Annotated in this window: 17 protein-coding genes; 7 read left to right on the top strand and 10 right to left on the bottom strand. The window is 64.3% G+C overall.

From position 1 onward, the window contains the following. Nucleotides 1–46 precede the first annotated feature (46 nt). On the bottom strand, nucleotides 47–988 hold the full coding sequence (locus BLS26_RS01955) for an acetamidase/formamidase family protein (protein WP_092507951.1): 942 nt from the start codon (nucleotides 986–988) through the stop codon (nucleotides 47–49). A 66-nt stretch (nucleotides 989–1054) separates the two neighbouring features. On the opposite strand from BLS26_RS01955, the gene BLS26_RS01950 reads away from it, so the two are divergent. The 3 genes from BLS26_RS01950 to BLS26_RS01940 all read left to right on the top strand — a co-directional run bounded on the left by BLS26_RS01950 (nucleotide 1055) and on the right by BLS26_RS01940 (nucleotide 4107). Next, nucleotides 1055–1858, top strand: coding sequence for a YdcF family protein (locus BLS26_RS01950; RefSeq protein WP_092507949.1), 804 nt, complete (start codon nucleotides 1055–1057; stop codon nucleotides 1856–1858). Nucleotides 1859–1914: 56 nt separating this feature from the next. Next, nucleotides 1915–2700 carry a DUF169 domain-containing protein gene (locus BLS26_RS01945; RefSeq protein WP_092507947.1) on the top strand — a complete coding sequence of 262 codons (786 nt, stop codon included), beginning with the start codon at nucleotides 1915–1917 and terminating at the stop codon, nucleotides 2698–2700. A 228-nt stretch (nucleotides 2701–2928) separates the two neighbouring features. Next, on the top strand, nucleotides 2929–4107 hold the full coding sequence (locus BLS26_RS01940) for a trans-acting enoyl reductase family protein (protein WP_092507945.1): 1179 nt from the start codon (nucleotides 2929–2931) through the stop codon (nucleotides 4105–4107). Between the two features lie 54 nt (nucleotides 4108–4161). Here BLS26_RS01940 and BLS26_RS01935 read toward each other — a convergent pair whose 3' ends face one another. Continuing rightward, nucleotides 4162–5355, bottom strand: a complete 1194-nt coding sequence (locus BLS26_RS01935) for an NAD(P)/FAD-dependent oxidoreductase (RefSeq protein ID WP_092517520.1) — start codon at nucleotides 5353–5355, stop codon at nucleotides 4162–4164. A gap of 94 nt (nucleotides 5356–5449) precedes the next feature. Here BLS26_RS01935 and BLS26_RS01930 point away from each other — a divergent pair, with 94 nt between their 5' ends. Further along, nucleotides 5450–5965, top strand: coding sequence for a MarR family winged helix-turn-helix transcriptional regulator (locus BLS26_RS01930; protein ID WP_244541814.1), 516 nt, complete (start codon nucleotides 5450–5452; stop codon nucleotides 5963–5965). On the opposite strand, the gene BLS26_RS01925 is transcribed toward BLS26_RS01930, so the two are convergent. From BLS26_RS01925 to BLS26_RS01915, 3 genes are all read right to left on the bottom strand, one after another. After that, nucleotides 5962–7221 carry an O-antigen ligase gene (locus BLS26_RS01925; protein ID WP_172804524.1) on the bottom strand — a complete coding sequence of 420 codons (1260 nt, stop codon included), beginning with the start codon at nucleotides 7219–7221 and terminating at the stop codon, nucleotides 5962–5964. The two genes, BLS26_RS01930 and BLS26_RS01925, sit on opposite strands and share 4 nt — an antisense overlap. Before the next feature lie 126 nt (nucleotides 7222–7347). Then, nucleotides 7348–8898 carry an undecaprenyl-phosphate glucose phosphotransferase gene (locus BLS26_RS01920; RefSeq protein WP_172804523.1) on the bottom strand — a complete coding sequence of 517 codons (1551 nt, stop codon included), beginning with the start codon at nucleotides 8896–8898 and terminating at the stop codon, nucleotides 7348–7350. A gap of 114 nt (nucleotides 8899–9012) precedes the next feature. Next, on the bottom strand, nucleotides 9013–10149 hold the full coding sequence (locus BLS26_RS01915) for a glycosyltransferase family 4 protein (RefSeq protein WP_092507937.1): 1137 nt from the start codon (nucleotides 10147–10149) through the stop codon (nucleotides 9013–9015). Nucleotides 10150–10399: 250 nt separating this feature from the next. Here BLS26_RS01915 and BLS26_RS01910 point away from each other — a divergent pair, with 250 nt between their 5' ends. Continuing rightward, nucleotides 10400–12616 carry an exopolysaccharide transport family protein gene (locus tag BLS26_RS01910; protein ID WP_092507935.1) on the top strand — a complete coding sequence of 739 codons (2217 nt, stop codon included), beginning with the start codon at nucleotides 10400–10402 and terminating at the stop codon, nucleotides 12614–12616. A 109-nt stretch (nucleotides 12617–12725) separates the two neighbouring features. Here BLS26_RS01910 and BLS26_RS01905 read toward each other — a convergent pair whose 3' ends face one another. Next, nucleotides 12726–13916 carry a GNAT family N-acetyltransferase gene (locus BLS26_RS01905; RefSeq protein WP_092507933.1) on the bottom strand — a complete coding sequence of 397 codons (1191 nt, stop codon included), beginning with the start codon at nucleotides 13914–13916 and terminating at the stop codon, nucleotides 12726–12728. A 130-nt stretch (nucleotides 13917–14046) separates the two neighbouring features. Here BLS26_RS01905 and BLS26_RS01900 point away from each other — a divergent pair, with 130 nt between their 5' ends. Beyond that, entirely contained in the window at nucleotides 14047–15099 is a 1053-nt protein-coding gene (locus BLS26_RS01900) for a polysaccharide deacetylase family protein (RefSeq protein ID WP_371360753.1), read from the top strand. Nucleotides 15100–15122: 23 nt separating this feature from the next. Here BLS26_RS01900 and BLS26_RS01895 read toward each other — a convergent pair whose 3' ends face one another. After that, nucleotides 15123–15335, bottom strand: coding sequence for a DUF2842 domain-containing protein (locus BLS26_RS01895; RefSeq protein WP_092507929.1), 213 nt, complete (start codon nucleotides 15333–15335; stop codon nucleotides 15123–15125). A gap of 115 nt (nucleotides 15336–15450) precedes the next feature. Between BLS26_RS01895 and BLS26_RS01890 the strand changes: the two genes are divergently transcribed. Next, nucleotides 15451–16542: a COX15/CtaA family protein gene (locus tag BLS26_RS01890; protein WP_092507927.1), complete on the top strand. Its 1092-nt coding sequence runs from the start codon at nucleotides 15451–15453 to the stop codon at nucleotides 16540–16542. An 11-nt stretch (nucleotides 16543–16553) separates the two neighbouring features. Here BLS26_RS01890 and nadC read toward each other — a convergent pair whose 3' ends face one another. From nadC to nadA, 3 genes are read right to left on the bottom strand one after another with little or no spacing between them, the layout of a single operon-like run. After that, nucleotides 16554–17441, bottom strand: a complete 888-nt coding sequence (gene nadC, locus BLS26_RS01885; protein ID WP_092507925.1) for a carboxylating nicotinate-nucleotide diphosphorylase — start codon at nucleotides 17439–17441, stop codon at nucleotides 16554–16556. Continuing rightward, on the bottom strand, nucleotides 17438–18991 hold the full coding sequence (locus BLS26_RS01880; protein WP_092507923.1) for an L-aspartate oxidase: 1554 nt from the start codon (nucleotides 18989–18991) through the stop codon (nucleotides 17438–17440). Before BLS26_RS01880 ends, nadC begins: the two co-directional genes overlap by 4 nt. Further along, nucleotides 18988–19971, bottom strand: a complete 984-nt coding sequence (gene nadA / locus BLS26_RS01875; protein ID WP_092507921.1) for a quinolinate synthase NadA — start codon at nucleotides 19969–19971, stop codon at nucleotides 18988–18990. Before nadA ends, BLS26_RS01880 begins: the two co-directional genes overlap by 4 nt. Nucleotides 19972–20000 lie beyond the last annotated feature (29 nt).

The raw sequence follows: 20000 nt of genomic DNA, 5'->3' as shown, positions 1-20000 counted from the left end.
TGGGTCGGCTTATTGTATCGACGGCAGGTCGGGCAGCACAAGAGTGCTATCCGTGCACGACTGTCTTCGCGATCATGCAGTGAATGCCCTTGGAGCCGTTGACGGTTTGCGTCACGCGCAAGTCGGCAGCTAAGCTGCAGAGCGTGTAGGCGTCCTCCCGCGACAGATTGCGCTTTTCGCCGAGCAGCACGATCATGTCGCGCAGCGCGCGCACCACGCATTGGTCGAGATCGGGATCCATGGCCATCGTCATGTAATGCGTTGACGTCTCGGCGCGGGGATAGTCCAGCCGCAGATCCTTGCGCAGCGTCAGGCGGAAGCGGCCCTGGAGGGCGGTTTCGATCGCGGTGACGCAGACTTCGCCATCGCCCTGCACGCCATGACCGTCGCCGCAGGAAAACAGCGCGCCCGGCACGAACACCGGCAAATACAGTTTGGCGCCGGCGCCGAGCTCCTTGTTGTCGAGATTGCCGCCCATCGCGCGCGGGATCAGCGAGGTGATGCGGCCCCAGGCCGGTGGCGGCGATACGCCCATCACGCCAAAAAACGGCGCCAGCGGCAGATCGAGCCCCCACGGCATGCGGCCGACCATCCGCTCGCGGTCGAGCGGAATGTTGAGCAGCCGCGTCTCGTGAAAGTCGTCGGGCAGGGTGCCGGCCAGCGGGCGGATCAAATTGTAGCCCCAGTCCTGCCGCAGCTGGACGTCGAGAATATCGACTTCCAGCACGTCGCCGGGCGCGGCGCCCTCGACCGCAATCGGGCCGGTCAGGATATGGCCCGGCACCATCCGCTCATTGCGGGCGTGAATATCGGCAAGCTCCGGCGGAACGTGGAATTTGCCGCGGTCCGGCACCACGTCCGGGCCGCCGCTCACGGTATCGACCGTCACCTCATCGCCGCTGGCGATGGTCAACACCGGCTTCAATTTCGCTTCGAAAAAACCCCAGTGGCAGGTTTCGGGACTGGAATGCAGGTGATGATGTGTCATGAGAAGGCTTTAGGTTGCGGCGATGACGTCGTATGACGCTGTACCAGACAATGCCAGAGGCTTCCCTTGTTTTTTGTACTCTCCAAGACCATCGGCTTCATACTGATGCCGACCAATTTCCTGATCGGCCTCGGCTTGGTCGGCGCCATTCTGCTGCTGACGCGCTTTGCGTCGCTCGGCCGCAAGCTTGTCGTGACGGCGGTGTTGCTGCTCGTGGTCTGCGGGCTGTCGCCGCTTGGCAACCTGCTGCTCTATTCCCTGGAATCGCGCTTTCCGCGGTGGGATCCGGCGCGCGGCGCGCCTGACGGCATCATCGTGCTCGGCGCATCGATCGAGGCGGATATTTCCGCCGCGCACGGCACGCCGGTGGTGCGCAGCGCGCCGGATCGCATCATTGCCGCCGCGGCGCTGGCGCACCGCTATCCGAATGCACGCGTCGTGTTCTCGGGCGGCAGCGCAAATCTGCTTTCGAACGATGCCAGGGAAGCTGATTTTGCCGGCGAAGTGTTCGAAGGTCTCGGCATCGCCAAATCGCGGCTGATCATGGAACGGCGTTCGCGCAACACGCTGGAAAATGCCGAGTTCTCGAAAGCACTGGTTGCCCCCAAGCCCGGCGAGCGATGGCTGCTGGTGACGTCGGCGTACCACATGCCGCGATCGGTCGGGCTGTTTCGCAAGGCCGGATTTCCGGTCGAGGCCTATCCGGTCGACTGGCGCGTCGCCGGGCGTGACGGCCTGTTCACGTTTTCGAACCTGGCGCTCGAGGGATTGTGGCGAAGCGATACCGGAATGCGGGAATGGATGGGGCTGATCGCCTACCGGGCCACCGGCAAGATCGACGAGTTGCTTCCCGGGCCGGTCCCGAACTAAAAGCACTGTATAACCGCGACAAGCGCGCGTTCAGCGCCGATTTGGGAGCCTACGCCATGCAACAGCAATCGCCGCCGGAAGCGCTGGATCTGGCCGCCATGGTAGCCGATCTCAACAGCCTGCTGCGGCTGAAGACGACCGTGATCGGCATCAAGATGTTCGCCACGACAGACGAAATGACGGCGATCCCGAAAATCCGGCGACCGTCGGCGGTGCACACCACCGATCAGATCGTCAGCATGGCCTCGCGGCTCGGCTGGACCGTCGGCATCACCGGCGAGGATCTGGTCGGCGCGCAGTGCCGCGCCGTGATCGGTCTGGCGCCGCAGGACGACAAATGGCTCGCCGGTGAAAATTACGTCGGCGTCTGGCATGGTACCGCCGAGGACGCGCGCAAGCGCCAGGAAGCGCTCGATGTCGTGCCGTACGGCCGGTATCAGGCGATGGCGGTGAGCCCGCTCACCAGCGGCCGGCTCGATCCGCCGGATATCTGCCTCGTCTACGCCACGCCCGGCCAGATGATCATCCTGATCAACGGACTGCAATATACCGGCTACAAGAAGTTCGAATGGGGCGTGGTCGGCGAGACCGCTTGCGCCGATTCATGGGGCAGGGCACTGAAGACCGGCGAGCCCTCGCTGTCGCTGCCGTGTTTTGCCGAGCGCCGCTACGGCGGCGTGCCTGATGAGGAGATGCTGATGGCGCTGTCGCCTTCGCATCTCAACAAGGCCATTATTGGCATGAAGCAGCTTGCCAAAAACGGCCTGCGCTATCCGATCGCACCCTATGGTATTCAGGCCGACGTGCGCGCCGGCATGGGCGTGTCCTACGCGAAGAAGTAGCCGTTGCGAACCGAGGCCTAAACCGTCATTGCGAGCCAACGGGTCCGGCCTCCGGCCGGCCCGATGACAGGCTCCGCGAAGCAATCCATCTTGCCACGCAAAGAAAGAATGGATTGCTTCGTCGCGGAGTTTATCATCGGGCCGGCCGAAGGCCGGACCCGGTGGCTCCTTGCAATGACGGAGAATGATCTACTGGCAGCATAAGCCAAACTGTGAGGAATCTTTTCTATGCCTTCGTCGAAATTCGACATCATCGTCTATGGCGCCACCGGGTTCACCGGACAGCTCGTCGCCGAATATCTGGCTGCGCAGTACAAGGGTGATGCCGGCCTGAAATGGGCGATGGCCGGGCGCAGCAAGGACAAGCTCGCTACCGTTCGCGACGCGATCGGCGCGCCGGCTGATACGCCGCTGATCGTGGCCGATGCCAGTGATCCCGCGTCGCTGAAGGCGATGGTCGCGCAAGCCAAAGCCGTGATTACAACTGTCGGTCCGTATCAGTACTACGGCAACGATGTGCTGGCAGCCTGCGTCGAGGCCGGGGTCGATTATTTCGATCTCTGCGGCGAGCCGTTGTGGATGCGGCAGATGATCGACAAGCATGAAGCCGCCGCCAAGGCCAGTGGCGCGCGCATCGTGTTCTCCTGCGGCTTCGATTCGGTGCCGTTCGAGCTCGGGGCCTTCTTCGTGCAGGAGGAGGCGAAGCGGGTGTTCGGTGCGCCGGCCTTGCGCGTCAGGGGCCGTGTGCGCGACATGCGCGGCACGCTGTCCGGCGGCACGGCGGCGAGCGCCAAGGCGACCTTCGACGCTGTCGCCAAGGACCTCAGCCTCGTCGCTCTGCTGAAGAGCCCTTTCGCACTGACACCGGGATTTGAAGGCCCGAAACAGCCCCCCGGCAGCAAGCCTTTCCTCGAAGAGGACCTGCAATCATGGGCCGCGCCGTTCATGATGGCGCTGATCAACACCCGCAACGTTCACCGCTCCAACATGCTGATGGGCTTTCCGTACGGCAAGGATTTCGTCTACGACGAAATGGTCCTGACCGGTCCCGGCGAAAAAGGCGAGGCCAATGCCAGGAAGGTGATGGCCGTCAATGCCGGGAAAACCGGTCCGGCGGCGCCGAAGCCGGGTGAGGGGCCGTCAAAGGAGGAGCGGGAGAACGGCGGTTATGATCTCCTGTACGTCGCGACCGCGCCCGATGGCCGTCAGGTGCGCGCCGCCGTGAAGGGCGATCGCGATCCCGGTTATGGCTCGACCTCCAAGATGATCTCGGAATGCGCGATCTGCCTGTTGCGCGACACGCCGGACGTTTCCGCCGGATTCTGGACGCCGGGTGCCGCGATGGGTCACCAGCTGATCAAGCGGCTCGTGGACAATGCCGGCCTTACGTTTGAGGTCGAGCAGTAAGGACTGTAACGCCGCGCGGCGCGACGGCTGCTATGCCACCGCGCGGCGCGACCGCTAAGCGGCGCGGGGATCATAAGCGTACATCCAGCTCATGCTGCGCTCACCGAGCGGCAGCAGGACTTTCATCATGTGGTCGCGGATCCAGGCGCCGGTGGCGCTGAATTCGCGCTTGTTGTTGCCGTTGCGGCGAGCCAGCGCGACGACGCGTTCGGCGCGCGGGCGGCGCTCCTGTTCGAAATTCTGGAAGGTCAGGGACAATTCCTGCCGGTCCTGCATCAGCCGGCCGAGCCGCATGGCGTCTTCCAGCGCCAGCGACGCGCCCTGGCCGGCATGCGGGCTGGTGGCGTGGGCGGCGTCTCCGATCAGCAGCGTGCGCTTGCGCGACCAGGTCGGCAAGGTCGCGACATCGAGCGTCGGCGTTACCACGATGTTCTCCGCGGCTCGCAGAATGCGCGGAATCGGATCGTGCCAGCCGGCGTGGAAATCGAGCAGGTGCCGCCGGATCGCATCCTGGCTCATGGCGCGATAGGCCGCTGCGTCGACGCCATGCGCCGGCTGCGTGCTCCACCACATGACATTGTCATCTGAATCGGGACTGCAAACCCCATAGCCGAAGAAGCCGCTTTGTCCGAACGTCGTGGCGACGCGCTGGCCGATCGGCGCGCCTGCGATCACCGAGCGTGCGACGAAGCCGCCGAAGCCGATCAGGCCGGTGTCGAACGGCTTCGGGCCGTCAGGGATTACGTGGCCGCGCACGGCCGAATGCACGCCGTCGGCGCCGATCACAAAGTCGCCTTCGGCGCTGGATCCGTCGGCGAAATGCGCGACGATGGGCTTGTCAGCGCGGTCCTCGATGGCCACCAGCCGCTTCTCGAACCGCAGTTCGACATTCTCGCACCAGGCCTTGTTGATCAGCGCTTCGTTCAGCGTGGCACGGCACATGTTCACCGCGGGCTGGCCGAAACGTTGTTTCATGTTGTGATTGATCGAACCGAGCCGGGCGCCGGATTGCGAATGGAACTCGAAGGACTCGGCGATCGATCCGCGCCGGATCATGTCGTCGGCGAGGCCAATCTCGGCCAGCACATGCATGCCGTTCGGCGCGATCTGCAGGCCGCCGCCGATGCCGGTGGCGTAGGGCCAGGCCTCGAACACCTCGGCATCGAGGCCGGCCTTCTTCAGGAAGATCGCGGTGACCGGACCGGCGATGCCGCCGCCGATGATCAGGGCCTTTTGTGGTCTCGTCATGCCTTGCTCCATGCATCCGTGAAGTGATAGGAACGTATAGTCGCTAATCATCTTAGTAACTAAGATATATGCGAACTAAGATATGAGGCCGACTTTGTCAAGACCGAAAGCGCGGGCTGCGCTGCTGCAGGAACTGGAACACGCGGTGCGGAAATCCTCCGCGCTCGGCGTGATCTTCGGGCAGACCGTCGCCAACAAAATCGGCATGTCGAGTTCCGACCTCGAATGCCTCGATTTTCTCAACATCGAACAGCGGGTGACGGCAGGGCGGCTCGCCGAATTGACCGGCCTCACCACCGGCGCCATCACCGGCATGGTGGACCGGCTGGAGAAGGCCGGCTTCGTGCGCCGCGAGCGCGACGATAACGACCGCCGCAAGGTCTTCATTGCGATCGTGCCGGAGAACGTCGCGAAGATCGGACGCTTCTACGAGCCGTTGCAGCGGGCGGTGCTAAGGGACTGGGAGAGCTATACCGACGCCGAGCTGAAACTGCTGTTGCGCTTCATGACGCAGGGCTACATGACCATGCTTGATGTGACCGAGGAGCTCAAGGCGATGGTCGATCAGCCCGCGAAAGAAAAGCCCAAGGGGAAGGGCAAACGCGGCTAGGAAGCACTCACGCGTGCCGAGGCGGCGTTCGCCTTCCAGCGCTCGGCGGCGACATATATGCCCCACATCGCGCCCAGCATCATCCAGAAATGCCGCCAGTGGTCGGTATCGATGATGAAGCTTTCGCCGACGGTGCCGAGATAGGCCGAGAAGATCGCGAGATATGTCCGCTGCCAGGGTGCAGGGGTGAAGACGTAGCGGAACCCGGTGAGCGCGGTGACGAACACCAGCGCCGGATAGCAGATGCCGGAGATCCAGCCCCCCGACATGAAGGCGTTCAGATAGGAGTTGTGGGTGTCTTCGGGAAAGTAATTGTGGAACTGCAGCGGCCCGATCCCGAACGGCAGATCGAGCGCCATGTCGGCGCCGAGGATATGGCGGCCGAACCGGCCGAAGCGGCCCTCGTCATAGCTCTGATCGAAGCTGGCGCGCTGCTTGAACATCTCGGCGATCGAATCGAACGACAGCAGCACCGCGACCAGCGCCACCGCCAGGATCACGGCCACCAGCGCCATCACGATGATGCGCGAGCGCTGCGCGTGCGAGCGGCTGGTCAGCACCATCAGCGCCAGCATGAATCCGGACGTCAGGATCAGCCCGCCCCAGGCCGCGCGCGAGAACGCCAGCAGGATCGCCAGAGACATGATGCCGAATGCGATGGTGTTGCGGAACGACTTCAGGAGTTTATCCGAGACGACGCTTTGCAGGCAGAACAGCGCCGGCAGGATCAGGAACGCGCCGAGCACGTTGGGGTCCTTGAAGGTGCCGCGGGCGCGTTCATACAGCGTCAGCAGGTCATGCCCGCCGGGGACGAGGTTGAAATAGCCGCCGAGCGCCGCCAGCGATGCGATCATCGCGCCCACGACCAGACCGCGCCGCAGCATGTTGAGCCGGGCTTCGGTGTCTTCGGAGATCACCATCGCGAAAAAAATCACGGTGACGGCCATGTACCAGGACGTCGCGATCCAGTTCGCCACCTCGCTTTTGTCGAGGAAGGGGATGGCGCCGATGGTGTAGCCGACATTGAGCAGGACCAGGCTCAGCAGCAGCGGGATGAACACCAGCCGCATCCGCAAGCCGGTTGCAAAGAAGATCAGCGAGGCGGCGAGGGTGGCAAGTTCGTAGGGACTCGGTTCGATGAAGACGATGGCGCCGCAGGCGCCGACCAGCCACACCAGCGCGCGCTGAAGGGCGAGCACGCCGGGCGCCGCCGTCATCGCTGGTAGGGAGCCTCCGGCTGTCGCCGCATACGCCATCACATACTCACGCAACGCAGAATTACTATGTCGTCATTGCGAGCGAAGCGAAGCAATCCAGACTTTCTTTGCGCGGATGGATGGATTGCTTCGTCGCTACGCTCCTCGCAATGACGAGGCCTTAATTTAATACGCGTTCTCGTTCTTCGTCATCAACGCGATCGGCGTCTTCAGCAGAATGAAGAGATCGAACAGCACCGACCAGTTCTCGATGTAATAGAGGTCGAATTCGACGCGCTTCTGGATCTTCTCGTCGGTATCGACTTCACCGCGCCAGCCGTTGATCTGCGCCCAGCCGGTGATGCCGGGCTTGACGCGGTGGCGCGCGAAATAGCCGTCGACGGCCTCGTCGAACAGCCGGCTCTGCAATTTGCCCTGCACGGCGTGCGGGCGCGGGCCGACCAGCGAGAGGTTGTTCTTGAACACGACGTTGAACAGCTGCGGCAATTCGTCGAGGCTGGTCTTGCGGATGAAGCGTCCGACGCGGGTGACGCGCGGATCATCCTTGGTCACGACCTTGGCGGCGGTCGGATCGGCCTGATGGTGATAGAGCGAGCGAAACTTGAAGACGTCGATGCGCTCGTTGTTGAAGCCGAACCGCTTCTGGCGGAACAGCACCGGGCCGGGGCTGTCGAGCTTGATCGCGAGCCCGACCAGTCCCATCACCGGCAGTGCGGCGAGCAGGATCAGGAAGCCGACGACGTGGTCGAACAGCCACTTCATCACCAGGTCCCAGTCGGTGATCGGCGCCTCGAACACGTCGAGCGTCGGCACCTCACCGAGATAGGAATAGGAGCGGGGACGGAAGCGCAGCTTGTTGGTGTGGGCCGAAAGCCGGATATCGACCGGCAGCACCCACAGCTTCTTCAGCATCTCCAGAATCCGCGTCTCCGCGGAGATCGGCAGCGCGAACAGCACGAGATCGACGCGGGTGCGGCGGGCGAATTCGACGATGTCATCGACCTTGCCGAGCTTCGGAGTGCCGCCGCAGGTATCCATCGCACGGTCGTCGTTGCGGTCGTCGAACACGCCGAGCATGTGGATGTCGGAGTCTTCCTGGACCTTGAGCGCCTTGACGAGCGTCTCGCCATTCTGGTCGGCGCCGACCACGATGGTGCGGCGATCGAGCCGGCCCTGACGCGCCCAGTCGCGCACCAGCGAGCGCAGGATCAGGCGCTCGGTCACCAGTGCTGCGAGGCCAACGAAGAAGAACGCCGTCAGCCAGAGTCGCGAAATCTCGCTGCCGAGCTTGACGAGGAAGGAAGCGCCGATGAACAGCAGGAATACGAACGCCCAGGATGAAACCATCCGGGTCATCTGCCGGAGCTGGCCGCGGAACACGTCGACGTCGTAGATGTCGGCGGCCTGGAAGCAGATCACGGCGGTTGCCGTCATGGCTAAGATCGCGGCGGCGTATTCCCAGTGGAAGACGCCGAGGCGGACGACATAGCCGAAATAGAGTGCCATGCCGATCAGGCTCAGCATGACGAAATCGACGAGCCGCACCGCGCCTGCAATCACGATCGGCGAGTAGGCACGTCCGACCTTTTGACTGGCGACGGCAAGGGCTGCGGCAGTCAACCTGCGGCGCCGCTCCACCGGCGGGCGATCGGCGGTGCCGTCCATCGCGGCCGTCGCTGCGGCATTGATCATCGAGCGAGCGTTAATCGGTTCCACTGGTCCACGTCCGTTCTTAAGCAGGCAAATAGGAATGCGCCTGCCGATGCGGAATTCCCCACATCACGGCATACGGGACAAATCGGAAGAAACAGTTACGTTGGTAAAGAACGGTTAACGATTGGCAAACGCGTCGCGGTAGCCGGCCAGCACGCCTTCGACCATCGCCTTTTGCGAGAAGTGCAGGAAGATTCGTTCGCGCAGCGATTTGGCGCGCGCCTGCGCGGCGTCGAGATCGTCGAGTGCGCCTTCGATGGCGTCAGCCATCGCGGAAGCCAGCCCGGGCGCAAACAAGGCGTCGGCATGATCATGACCGAAGATCTCGGGAATGCCGCCGACATTGGCGGCAACCATCGGAATGCCCGCGGCGGCTGCCTCGATCACGACATAGGGCATGGAATCGCCGCGCGAGGGAACCACCAGCAGCGCGCCTTTGGAGAAGCCGTAGCGCGCCTTGACGTGGCCGACGAACCGCACCGCCTCGCCGAGGCCGAGCCGCTCGACCTGTGCCTTCAGGTTGGCCGTTTCCTCGCCGTCGCCGGCAAGCGTCAGGGTCACCGGCCGACCGTCGGCGCGCAGCCGTGCCACCGCATCGATCAAGAGGTCGGTGCCCTTGATGTGCCGGAACTCGCCGACATAGACCACGTCGGTGGCATCCCCCGCCTTGACGATCGGATCGAACTCGTTGGCGGTGACGCCGTTGAACACGCAGCGCACCAGCCCCTTCGGGGTGCCGATGGTGCGCTGATAGGTGTCGCGCGCGAACGCGCTTTCAAACAGGAACAGGTCGGTCTTGTCCATCAGCGCGCGTTCGACGCGGCCGTACAGATTTCCCTTCAGCGTCGTCTGCGGAAAATGCAGCGAGCCGCCGTGCGGTGTGTAAACCCTGATGGTGTCATTCGAGCCGGTCCTCAGGCGAATGAAGGCGCCGGCCTTGGCGCCGTGACCATGCAGGGCGTCCGGCTTCAATTGCCGGATCAGGCGCTGGAACCGCGCCCATACCAGGAAGTCGGTCGGGAGCGGCTCACGGCGTATGGGAAGGCGATGAACGCCAAGCTTGAGGCGAGGGGCGATTTCCGCGAAGGCCTGCTCGGCGCGTTCGCCGCCGGTCAGGCTGTCGGCGATGATGCCGACATGATGCCCGCGATCAGCCTGGCCGTTGGCCAGATCCAGGATATGACGAAAGATCCCACCCACCGGGGCACGCGTCGCGTGCAGGATACGAAGCGGCTGGCCTTCGACGACAGTCATGGTCAGCGCCAGCGGCCCGCGAGGGCGGGCGCAGCAACCGGGCTGTGGTTAGGAACGAGCGCGCCGCGCATCACGAGAATCCCAAGAAATAATCTGCCCGATTAAGGGCGTCCATGGTTAACAAAACATGACCGGACGCCCGCGACCAGCCCTTATCTAGCCTGTAAACGGGCAGATTAACCCGGCAGCAACCTTAATGGAGTGTAATCGGCCCCGTTCAGTTGAGCAGTTGCGTTCGCGGGAGTGTGCGATGCGTTTAGCGTTCTGGCGTGCCGGCAAGGACAAGACAGTGGTGCAGCGGGTGGTCTCGAAGCCCGCACCTGTCGCCATGCCGGTCGCAGCCTCCGAAACCGGCGATCTCGACCTGCATGCGCTCGGTCAGGCGCTGAAGCGCAAGCGAGGCTGGATCATCGTCCCCACGGTGCTGGCGGCGATCCTGTCGATCACCGCCGTCAACATGATCACCCCCCGGTACAAATCCGAAGCCCGCATCCTGGTCGATGGGCGCGAGAACGTTTTCCTGCGGCCGAATGGCGAGCGCAACGATGAGCAACGCGGCGGCTTGGACGCCGAGGCCGTGACCAGCCAGGTCCAGTTGCTGCAGTCGCGCGATCTGGCCCGCGAGATCATCCGCAAGAACAAGCTTGCCGAACGCCCGGAATTCGATCCGGTGCTGCAGGGGTTTTCGCCGCTGAAATCGGTGCTGGCTTTGTTCGGCATCGGACGCGATCCGTTCTCGATGACGCCGGAAGAGCGCGTGCTCGACGCCTATTACGAACGCTTCACGGCCTACGCGGTCGACAAGTCCCGCGTCATCGTCGTCGAATTCCAGTCGCGCGATCCGGAGCTTGCGGCGCGTGTCGCCAACTCCATTGCTGAAGGTTATCTGGTGCTGCAGCAGAACGCGCGGCAGGAGCAGGCGAAGTCCGCCGGCCAATGGCTGTCGGGTGAAATCGAAAACCTGCGCAAGAAGGTGGCCGATGCCGAGTCGCGCGTCGAGGATTTTCGCTCGAAGTCGAGCCTGTTCGTCGGCACCAACAACACCACGCTGTCGAACCAGCAGATGGGCGAGATCAATACGCAGTTGAACAATGCCCGCGCGCTGAAGTCGGACGCGGAGTCCAAGGCGCGGCTGATCAAGGACATGCTGCAGAGCGGCAAGCCGATCGAGGCTTCCGAGGTGTTGAATTCCGAACTGATCCGCCGTCTGTCCGAGCAGCGGGTGACGCTGCGCGCGCAGCTCGCCGAACAGTCGTCGACGCTGCTCGACCAGCATCCGCGGATCAAGGAATTGAAGGCGCAGCTGGCCGATCTCGACCGGCAGTTGCGCGAGGAGGCCGGCAAGGTCTCCCGCTCGCTTGAAAATGACTCCCATATTGCCAACGGCAGGGTCGATGGCCTGATCGCCAGCCTCGATCAGTTGAAGAAGCAGGCCACCTCGAACAACGGCCAGGATGTCCAGCTCCGCGCGCTCGAGCGCGAAGCCAAGGCCCAGCGCGATCTTCTCGAATCCTATCTCGCCAAATATCGCGAGGCGACCACCCGCGAGAATATCGAGGCCGCACCCGCCGACGGCCGCATCATTTCCCGCGCGACCGTTTCCAACATTCCGGCCTATCCGAAGAAGCTGCCGATCGTGCTGATCGCGACGCTGGCGACCCTGCTGCTGACCAGTGGCGCGATCGTCACCGGCGAATTGCTGCGCATGACCGCGCCGCGGGCCTCCGCCGCGTTCGCAGCCTGGCCGGCGGCGATACGTGCGCCTTCGCTGGTTCCGGCTTCGGCTGCCGAAGACCTCGAGATACCCGCGGCGATGCCGATCGCTCCCCGTGCGGATGCTCCCCGCACGGATATCGCGATGGCAAGCGACGAAATCGAGCGGTTGGCCGACGATCTCGCCGGTAAGGCCGGGAGCGCGCGAAAACTGACCGTGCTCGGCACGGCGCCGAGCGAGGGCATCACGCTGACCGCACTGACGCTGGCGCGGTTGATGGCGCGGCAGGCGAAGATCGCCGTCGTCGATCTCGCCGGCGTAACGCCGACGATTGCCGAGGCATCGGCCGATCCGACTGCGCCTGGACTCGCGGAGTTGATGCAGGGCCAGGCATCGTTCGCGCAGATCATCACCAAGGACCGGTCCTCGCGGGTGCATCTGGTCAGCGCCGGGCGTCCGGGCTTCGACCGCGCGCAGCTTCAGTCGCCGCGGTTGACGCTAACCATCGATGCGCTGCTGCGGGTTTACGATCACGTGTTGCTGGACGTCGGCACCGGCTCCGATCTGCCGGCGGAACTGCTGACGTCGCAGGCCTGCGCGGTAGTGGTGCCCGATCCCTCGATGGCGCCGGATGCCCGCACCGCGATGTGCAATCAGTTCCGGGCGGTCGGCTTCGCTGAGGTAAAGATGCTGAGCGAGCCGTTTCAGTTCTCGGACGCTATCGAATCCGGTCTGCACGTGGCCGCGGCGTAAGCAGCTTCGTAGGGTGGGTTAGCGACGCGTAACCCACCGATAGAATGCGCCGCACGAAGATGGTGGGTTACGGCTTCGCCTAACCCACCCTACGGTTTCTCTGGAATCGTCAGCTGAACGCGTTGCGCAGTTTTTGCGCCATCTCGAGCAGTGCCGGATTGTGCTTCACCAGGCGCTTGGTGCGGTTGAGGCCCGACATGACGCCGGCGGCGAGCTTGCCGCGCTGGCTCAGCGCAATGAAGCTGTCGAAGATCGGTTCGTCGTCCTTGCAGAACAGCCGCTTGTAATCGTCAGATCCGATCCCGAGATCCAGGGCGCGATAATCCTGTCCGGCATAGTGGTCGATGATGTCGCGCATCAGGATCAGGCCGGGGCTGAATTTGGCATTCGCTGACATCGTGTAGGTGTTGAACATCATCGAAAAGCGATGACCGTCGGCCACGCCGGCGAAGATCGCGATCACTTCCTCATCGCATTCGAGCGCGTGGATGTCGATGACGTGCTTGCCGCTCGGAAGCTGTGTGGTGCAGGCCTTGCGGATGAAATCCTCGATGCCGGGATCGGCAAACACATTGGGCAGCTTCTGTTCGGCCATCCGCTGCGGCTTGACGCGGAAGAACCAGTCGAGCATCCGGGTGACGTCGGCCTCGGTTGACGCGATATGGTAGCGGTAGCCGGGCAGGGACTGCAGCTTGCGCTCCTTGCCTTTCAGGCGGCGCCGGAAGGAATTGCTGACCAGTGTCGCGGGGGCCGCGCCCGGCTCCATCTTCAGCAACGGACAGTCATTGGCCGACGGCTGATGCGGCAACAGCGCCAGCGGATTGGGCAGATCGCGCCAGCGCAGCGGCTGCTGATGCAAGGCAAACACGTCCGCTTCGGCGCGCTGCGCGATCGCCGATATCAGGCCTTCGAGATCGGTTTGCGTCGCGCTCGCGGCGAAATCCCGGTCCCACAGCGCCATGTTGAAGGTCGAATGCTTGCCGCCCATGAAGCTGGCGCAGCGCGCGCCGTAGGCGTGTCGGAGCGCGAGCGGCAGCAGCAGCAGCGGGCGGCGTTCGGCGTCGTAGCCGATGACGATGAAGGGAACGAGGCCTTCGCGCTCGCCGACCTGACGTTGCCAGGCGGCAACGAAATCGAAGCGCTGATAGGGCGTGAAGGAGGTTTGCTCGTTTTCGAGGCCGCGCCAGACCGTTTCGGCAGATGCGAGGTCGTGAACGATATCGATGTGAGCAATACGGCCGGACTTCGACCACGCACTGGAATCCGCCGTACCGTTGTCAATCGCGGCAGCCATGGTCATCGCGGAACCCGTGTTATATGAAACTGTTTACAATTTGCGGCTTTGCCTGACCTTCGCAGGGAAATGTCAACAAAGAGTAATAACAATGCGGTCGTGCCGGGGCACGCGCGGCCGTGGTTGGGGGCGGACGTTGGTGTCGGATATCGGGATTTTGCAGCGGGCCCGGATGGAGCTCGCATATTTCAGCGGCTACGCGCGATTGAAGCAGCGGCAGACCGGCGGCGCCGGTGTCATCCTGCGGTTCGAGCGCGTGCGTCCGCGGCGGTCGCAGCGGTTCCAGCCGCATCGGGCAGACGAAATTACGCCGCAATTCCTCGACCGGACGATCCGGGCGCTGAAGCGCTGGAAATTCGATCTGGTTCCGCTCGACGAAGTGTGCCGGCGGGCGGTCACGCTGTCGAAGCCGAGGCGGTTTGCTTGTCTCACGTTCGACGGCGGCTACAAGGACGTCATCACGGCGGCCTATCCGGTACTTGCCAAACACGGCGCCCCCTTCGCCATCTACCTGCCGACCGCATTTCCCGACGGGCTTGGCGAAAGGTGGTGGCTGGCGCTGGAAGAGCTGATCGCGCGCGAAAGCCGCATCAGCCTGGTGATCGACCGCAAGGAGCGGCGCTTCGCCACACACCACACTTCGGAAAAGCACGACGCGTTCGAATTTCTCGCAAGCTGGATGCGGACGCTGCCGCCGTCGGATCTTTCATTCGCCATCCACGACCTCTGCAAACGCTATTCGGTCGATCTCGCTACGCTGTCGCGCAGTGCATCGATGGACTGGGACGATCTGGCCAGGTTAGCTGCCGATCCGCTGGTGACGATCGGCAGCGCGACGGTGAATTACCCGGTGCTGTCGAACCTTGGCTATGCCGACGCAAGGCGGGAAATCGCGATGGGCAAGGCGGTCGCGGAGACCGCGTTTCGCCGCGATGTCAGGCATTTCGCCTATCCGTTCGGCGATCGCGAATCCTGGCGCCGGCAGCATCTGGAGATGGTGCAGGAGACAGGCTTTGCCAGCGCGGTATCGGCCATTCCCGGTGTCGTCGAGCCGAAGGGATACACCAACCTGCACGCGCTGCCACGGGTCGGCTGGGACGGACGACAGCGCTCGCTGCGCATGATGCGCGTCATCCTGTCCGGAATAATGTTTCCACCCGTCGCGCCGACCAAAGACAACCTGGCCTAGCAAATCAACTTAGACTTTGTGATTTAGGTTTGGCGATCCGGTCGCGACATCCAGCTAATGATGGGCATCGCCGGCAACACCCATCCAAGGCCGGCCACGACGTAGAAGATCGCCTGCAGCAGGCCCGAATTGGCCAGCCAAGGCGTCTGCGCGATGGTCATTCCCATTAGCGACCACACCACGACCAGCACCAGCAGGGCGATGGTTCCGAACAGTTTGCGGGTGCGTATCGTCATGGCGGATATGTGAAGCTCGTGGCGGTTTGCGCGGCTTGCGCGCGGGAAGGGGCGGACTATAAGGGGCGCGGCAATTCAATCAAGCAGCATCAGACAGGTCCACAAAACACGCGCCATGACCGGTAATTCCGCACAGCAGGCCCCGCAACTTGGCGCTGTCAGATGGTGGCTGATGTCGGTCGCTGCCCTGATCGCGATCATGGTGCTGGTCGGCGGCGCCACGCGGCTCACCGAATCCGGATTGTCGATCGTGGAGTGGAAACCGGTCACCGGCACGCTGCCGCCGCTTAACGACGCGCAGTGGGCGCAGGCGTTCGAAGGCTACAAGGCGATCCCGCAATACCGCGAACTCAACGCCGGCATGAATCTGTCCGAGTTCAAAACCATCTTCTGGTGGGAATGGAGCCACCGGCTGCTCGGCCGCGTGATCGGCGCGGTCTATCTGCTGCCGTTCCTGTTCTTCCTCTGGCGCGGCGTTCTCGGAGGCGAATTGAAGCGGCGGTTGTGGCTGATCTTCGGCCTCGGCGCGCTGCAGGGCGCGGTCGGCTGGTGGATGGTGGCTTCGGGGCTGTCGCAGCGGGTCGAGGTCTCGCAATATCGTTTGGCGACGCATCTGGTGCTGGCGCTGCTGATCTTTGCCGCTGTTGTCTGGACGCTGCGGCGATTGTCCGAGCGGCCGCGATCGGTCGCGCCGTCGCGGCTGAAGATCACGGCGATGGTGCTGCTGGCGCTGACCTTCGTGCAGCTCTATTTCGGGGCGCTGGTCGCCGGCCTTCGCGCCGGCCGGGTCTACAATACCTGGCCCGATATCGATGGCAGCTTGATTCCGTCCGCCGCGCGGCTGTGGTTCGAGGAGCCGTGGTGGCGCAACCTGTTCGACAATACGCTGACCGTGCAGTTCGAGCATCGGATGACCGCCTACGCGCTGCTGGCGCTGGCGGTCCTGCACGCCGTCGATACCGTGCGGTCGCGGGCGGGGGCGGCCGTCGTCGCCGGGGCCTGGTGGCTGGTCGCGGCGATCGTTCTGCAAGCCACGCTCGGCATCCTCACGCTGCTGCGTCAGGTGCCGATCGATCTCGCGTTGACGCATCAGGCGGTCGCGATCGCTGTGTTGACGCTGGCGGTATTTCAGGCCGAACGGCTGGCCGCACGCCGCGTCGTGCGGGGCAGCGACAAGCTGGCGTTGCAGGTCGGACAGCCCGGCTGAAACAAGCGATGCTACGCGGCAGCGCTGCGCGAACTCCCCGCTGATTCCGTTTCCAGATAATCCAGTCCGATATCGAGCGCGGCCGAACTGTGCGTCAGCCAGCCGGCCGAAATCAGGTCGACGCCGGTTTCGGCGATCGCCTTGGCGGTGGTCGCCGTGATGCGGCCAGAGGCTTCGGTGATCGCGCGGCCATCGATCATCGCAACCGCCTGCCGCAGTTCGTCGGTCGTCATGTTGTCGAGCAGCACCGCGTCGACGCCGAGCGCCAGCACCTGTTCGAGTTGCGCGAGCGTATCGACCTCGACCTCGATCTTGACGAGGTGGCCGGCATGCGCCTTGGCGCGCTCGATCGCGGTGCGAACGCTGCCGGCGAGCGCAATGTGGTTGTCCTTGATCAGCATGGCATCGTCGAGGCCGAAGCGGTGGTTGCTGCCGCCGCCGGCGCGGACCGCGTATTTTTCCAGCGCCCGAAGTCCAGGCGTGGTCTTGCGGGTGCAGACGATGCGCGCTTTGGTGCCTTGCGCGGCCGTTACCAGCGAAGCCGTCGCGGTGGCAACCCCGCTCAGATGGCAGAGAAAATTCAGCGCCGTCCGTTCACCGGTCAGGAGTCCGCGTGCGGGCCCTTCGATTTCCGCGATGATGTCGCCCGGCGCGACAACGCTGCCGTCGGGCCGCGCGGCGATGAGCCTGATCTCGGGGGACGCGAGCTGAAACGCTGATCGGGCAATGTCGAGCCCGGCCACGATGCCGGGCTGGCGCGCGCGCAGTACCAATGAGGCCCGCTTGTCGGCCGGCACGATCGCGTCTGCCGTGATGTCACCGGCGCGGCCGAGATCCTCGAGCAGCGCGGTCCGGACCAGCGGTTCGTACATGAGGGGCAGAAGAGGCGTAAGCGTCATGGCTGGGCACTCCCGACAGACAGAGACGGCGTTTCAACGAGCTCGCGCGCGGCGGTGAGCGCATCCGCGAGCGTGAGAGATGACGGCACGGCCGAGGGCCGCGCGTCCGGAAAATCGGTACGAAAATGGCCGCCGCGGCTTTCCTCGCGCCGCAAGGCTGCCACCGCGATCATCAATCCGACCAGTGCTGGATCGGCTGCCGCGCTGGTGCCGCTGGCGAGCGGATAAAGCCCGCGAATGGTGCGTTCGATGCCGTGCCGGTCGCGCAGCACGCCGAGGCCCTGCGACAGGATCGGCCGCACCGCCGACGCGTCAGATGCGGGCAGCGGCGCCAGGGTCGCGCGCGCCTTCAATGGTCCGCGGCTCGCGCCTTTGACGCTTTCCGCAACCCACGACGCACACACGATGGCTTCCATCAGCGAATTGCTGGCGAGCCGGTTGGCGCCGTGCAACCCAGTGCGGCTGACTTCGCCGCAGGCCCAGAGGCCATCGACCGTGCTGCGGCCCGCAATATCTACGGCAATCCCGCCCATGTGGTAGTGCACCGCCGGCCGCACCGGGATCGGATCGGTTGCGGGATCGATCCCGGCCATTTTGCAAAACGCCGAGATAACCGGATAGCGCTTTGCAAATTCCGCTCCAGGATGCGTGCGCGCGTCGAGGAAAACACGATGTCCTTCGGCGCGGCGGTGCCAGACCGCACGCGCGACGATATCGCGTGGCGCCAGTTCAGCGCCGGGCTGGTCCGCCATGAAACGCAATCCGGTCTCGTCGATCAGGGTGGCGCCATCGCCGCGCACGGCTTCGGTCACCAGCGGCATCGGCCGCGACGGGCCGTCGAACGCAGTCGGGTGGAACTGGATGAATTCGAGATCGGAAAGTTTTGCGCCCGCGCGTGCCGCCAGCGCGAGGCCCTGGCCGAAGCACCCCGCAGGGTTGGTGCTGTCCAGGAACAACCCGCCGATGCCGCCGGTCGCAAGCACGACGCGGCCGCTGTCGATCACCAGCGGACCGTCCGCGTTCGCGGCGAGCACGCCCTTGATCGCGTTGTCCTCGACGATCAGGCTGCGTGCCTCGACGCCCTCCAGCAACGTGATCGACGGGCAGCGGCGGACGGCCGCGATCAGCGCGCGCATGATCTCGCGGCCGGTGCCGTCGCCGGTCGCATGCACGATCCGGTTGCGGCCGTGCGCGGCCTCGAGCCCAAGCCGCCAGCCGCCATCGGGCCGGCGGTCGAAGGCGACGCCGAGTCTGGCGAGATGTTCGACGGCTGCGGGCGCCGCATCGACGATCCGCCGCGCGACGGCTGCATCGCAGAGGTCTGCACCGGCGGCGAGCGTGTCGGCGAAATGGAGAGCAGGGGCGTCGTCGTCGCCCATCGCCGCGGCGAGGCCACCTTGCGCCCACAGACTCGAGGCTTCCGCGCCGAGTGGCGCTTTCGACAGCAGCAGCACCGGCTCCGGAGCAAGCTGCAACGCCGTCATCAATCCGGCGGCGCCGCCGCCGATGATCACCGGCCGGTTGTTGAGGGCTGAAAGATCCGTGCTCATAGCGCCAGCATCCTCTCGACGGCGCGCCGGGCCGGCGCTGCGATGGCGGGATCGATCGTCACCGCGTGCTGGCCGGTTTCCAGCGCGTGGCGAATGTTCTTCAGCGTGATCCGCTTCATGTGCGGGCACAGATTGCAGGGCCGGATGAACTCGACATCGGGGTGCAGCACGGCGACGTTGTCGCTCATCGAGCACTCCGTCAGCAACACGACGCGGGGCGGGCGCTTGCTGCCGACGTAATCGGACATCGCGGCCGTCGAGCCGGAGAAGTCGGCCTCTGCCACCACCTCCGGCGGGCATTCCGGGTGGGCGAGGATGGTGACGCCGGGATGGTTCTCGCGCAGTTGCCTGATGTCATCAGGCGTAAACAGCTCGTGCACTTCGCAATGGCCCTTCCACGCGATGATCTTCACGGCGGTCTGGGCGGCAATGTTCTGCGCCAGATATTCATCCGGCAGCATGATGACGCGCTCGGCGCCGAACGACTCCACGACCCTGAGCGCGTTGCCTGAGGTGCAGCAGATGTCGGATTCCGCCTTCACCGCGGCCGAGGTGTTGACATAGGTGACGATGGGCACGCCGGGATACCGCTGGCGCATCAGCCGCACATCCTGCGCCGTGATTGAATCCGCGAGCGAGCAGCCGGCGGCAAGGTCCGGCACCAGCACGGTCTTTTTCGGGTTCAGCAACTTGGCCGTCTCGGCCATGAAGTGCACGCCGGCGAGCACGATCACGTCGGCGTCGACCTTGGTGGCCTCGCGTGCCAGCAAGAGGCTGTCGCCGACGATATCGGCGACGCCGTGGAAGATCTCCGGCGTCTGGTAGTTGTGCGCCAGGATGACGGCGTTGTGCTTTTTCTTGAGTTCGAGGATGGCGTCGACATCCCCGGCAAAGGTGGCCCATTCGGGCGGCGAGATCACCCGTTTGACCCGCTCATAGAGCTGATCGGTGCGGGCGAGGGCGGTTTGAAGATCGGCCATTTATACTCTCCATGAGCATATTATGGCTT

Source organism: Afipia sp. GAS231, from assembly GCF_900103365.1.
Lineage (GTDB): Bacteria > Pseudomonadota > Alphaproteobacteria > Rhizobiales > Xanthobacteraceae > Bradyrhizobium.
This window is presented reverse-complemented; position numbering and strand designations above follow the sequence as displayed.

Coding starts and splice junctions, on each gene's coding strand:
- BLS26_RS01910 (WP_092507935.1), top strand. CDS start 10,400: ATGCGTTTAGCGTTCTGGCGTGCCGGCAAGGACAAGACAGTGGTGCAG.
- BLS26_RS01905 (WP_092507933.1), bottom strand. CDS start 13,916: ATGACCATGGCTGCCGCGATTGACAACGGTACGGCGGATTCCAGTGCG.
- BLS26_RS01935 (WP_092517520.1), bottom strand. CDS start 5,355: ATGACGAGACCACAAAAGGCCCTGATCATCGGCGGCGGCATCGCCGGT.
- BLS26_RS01880 (WP_092507923.1), bottom strand. CDS start 18,991: ATGAGCACGGATCTTTCAGCCCTCAACAACCGGCCGGTGATCATCGGC.
- BLS26_RS01955 (WP_092507951.1), bottom strand. CDS start 988: ATGACACATCATCACCTGCATTCCAGTCCCGAAACCTGCCACTGGGGT.
- BLS26_RS01895 (WP_092507929.1), bottom strand. CDS start 15,335: ATGACGATACGCACCCGCAAACTGTTCGGAACCATCGCCCTGCTGGTG.
- BLS26_RS01915 (WP_092507937.1), bottom strand. CDS start 10,149: ATGACTGTCGTCGAAGGCCAGCCGCTTCGTATCCTGCACGCGACGCGT.
- BLS26_RS01925 (WP_172804524.1), bottom strand. CDS start 7,221: ATGGCGTATGCGGCGACAGCCGGAGGCTCCCTACCAGCGATGACGGCG.
- nadA (WP_092507921.1), bottom strand. CDS start 19,971: ATGGCCGATCTTCAAACCGCCCTCGCCCGCACCGATCAGCTCTATGAG.
- BLS26_RS01945 (WP_092507947.1), top strand. CDS start 1,915: ATGCAACAGCAATCGCCGCCGGAAGCGCTGGATCTGGCCGCCATGGTA.
- BLS26_RS01890 (WP_092507927.1), top strand. CDS start 15,451: ATGACCGGTAATTCCGCACAGCAGGCCCCGCAACTTGGCGCTGTCAGA.
- nadC (WP_092507925.1), bottom strand. CDS start 17,441: ATGACGCTTACGCCTCTTCTGCCCCTCATGTACGAACCGCTGGTCCGG.
- BLS26_RS01940 (WP_092507945.1), top strand. CDS start 2,929: ATGCCTTCGTCGAAATTCGACATCATCGTCTATGGCGCCACCGGGTTC.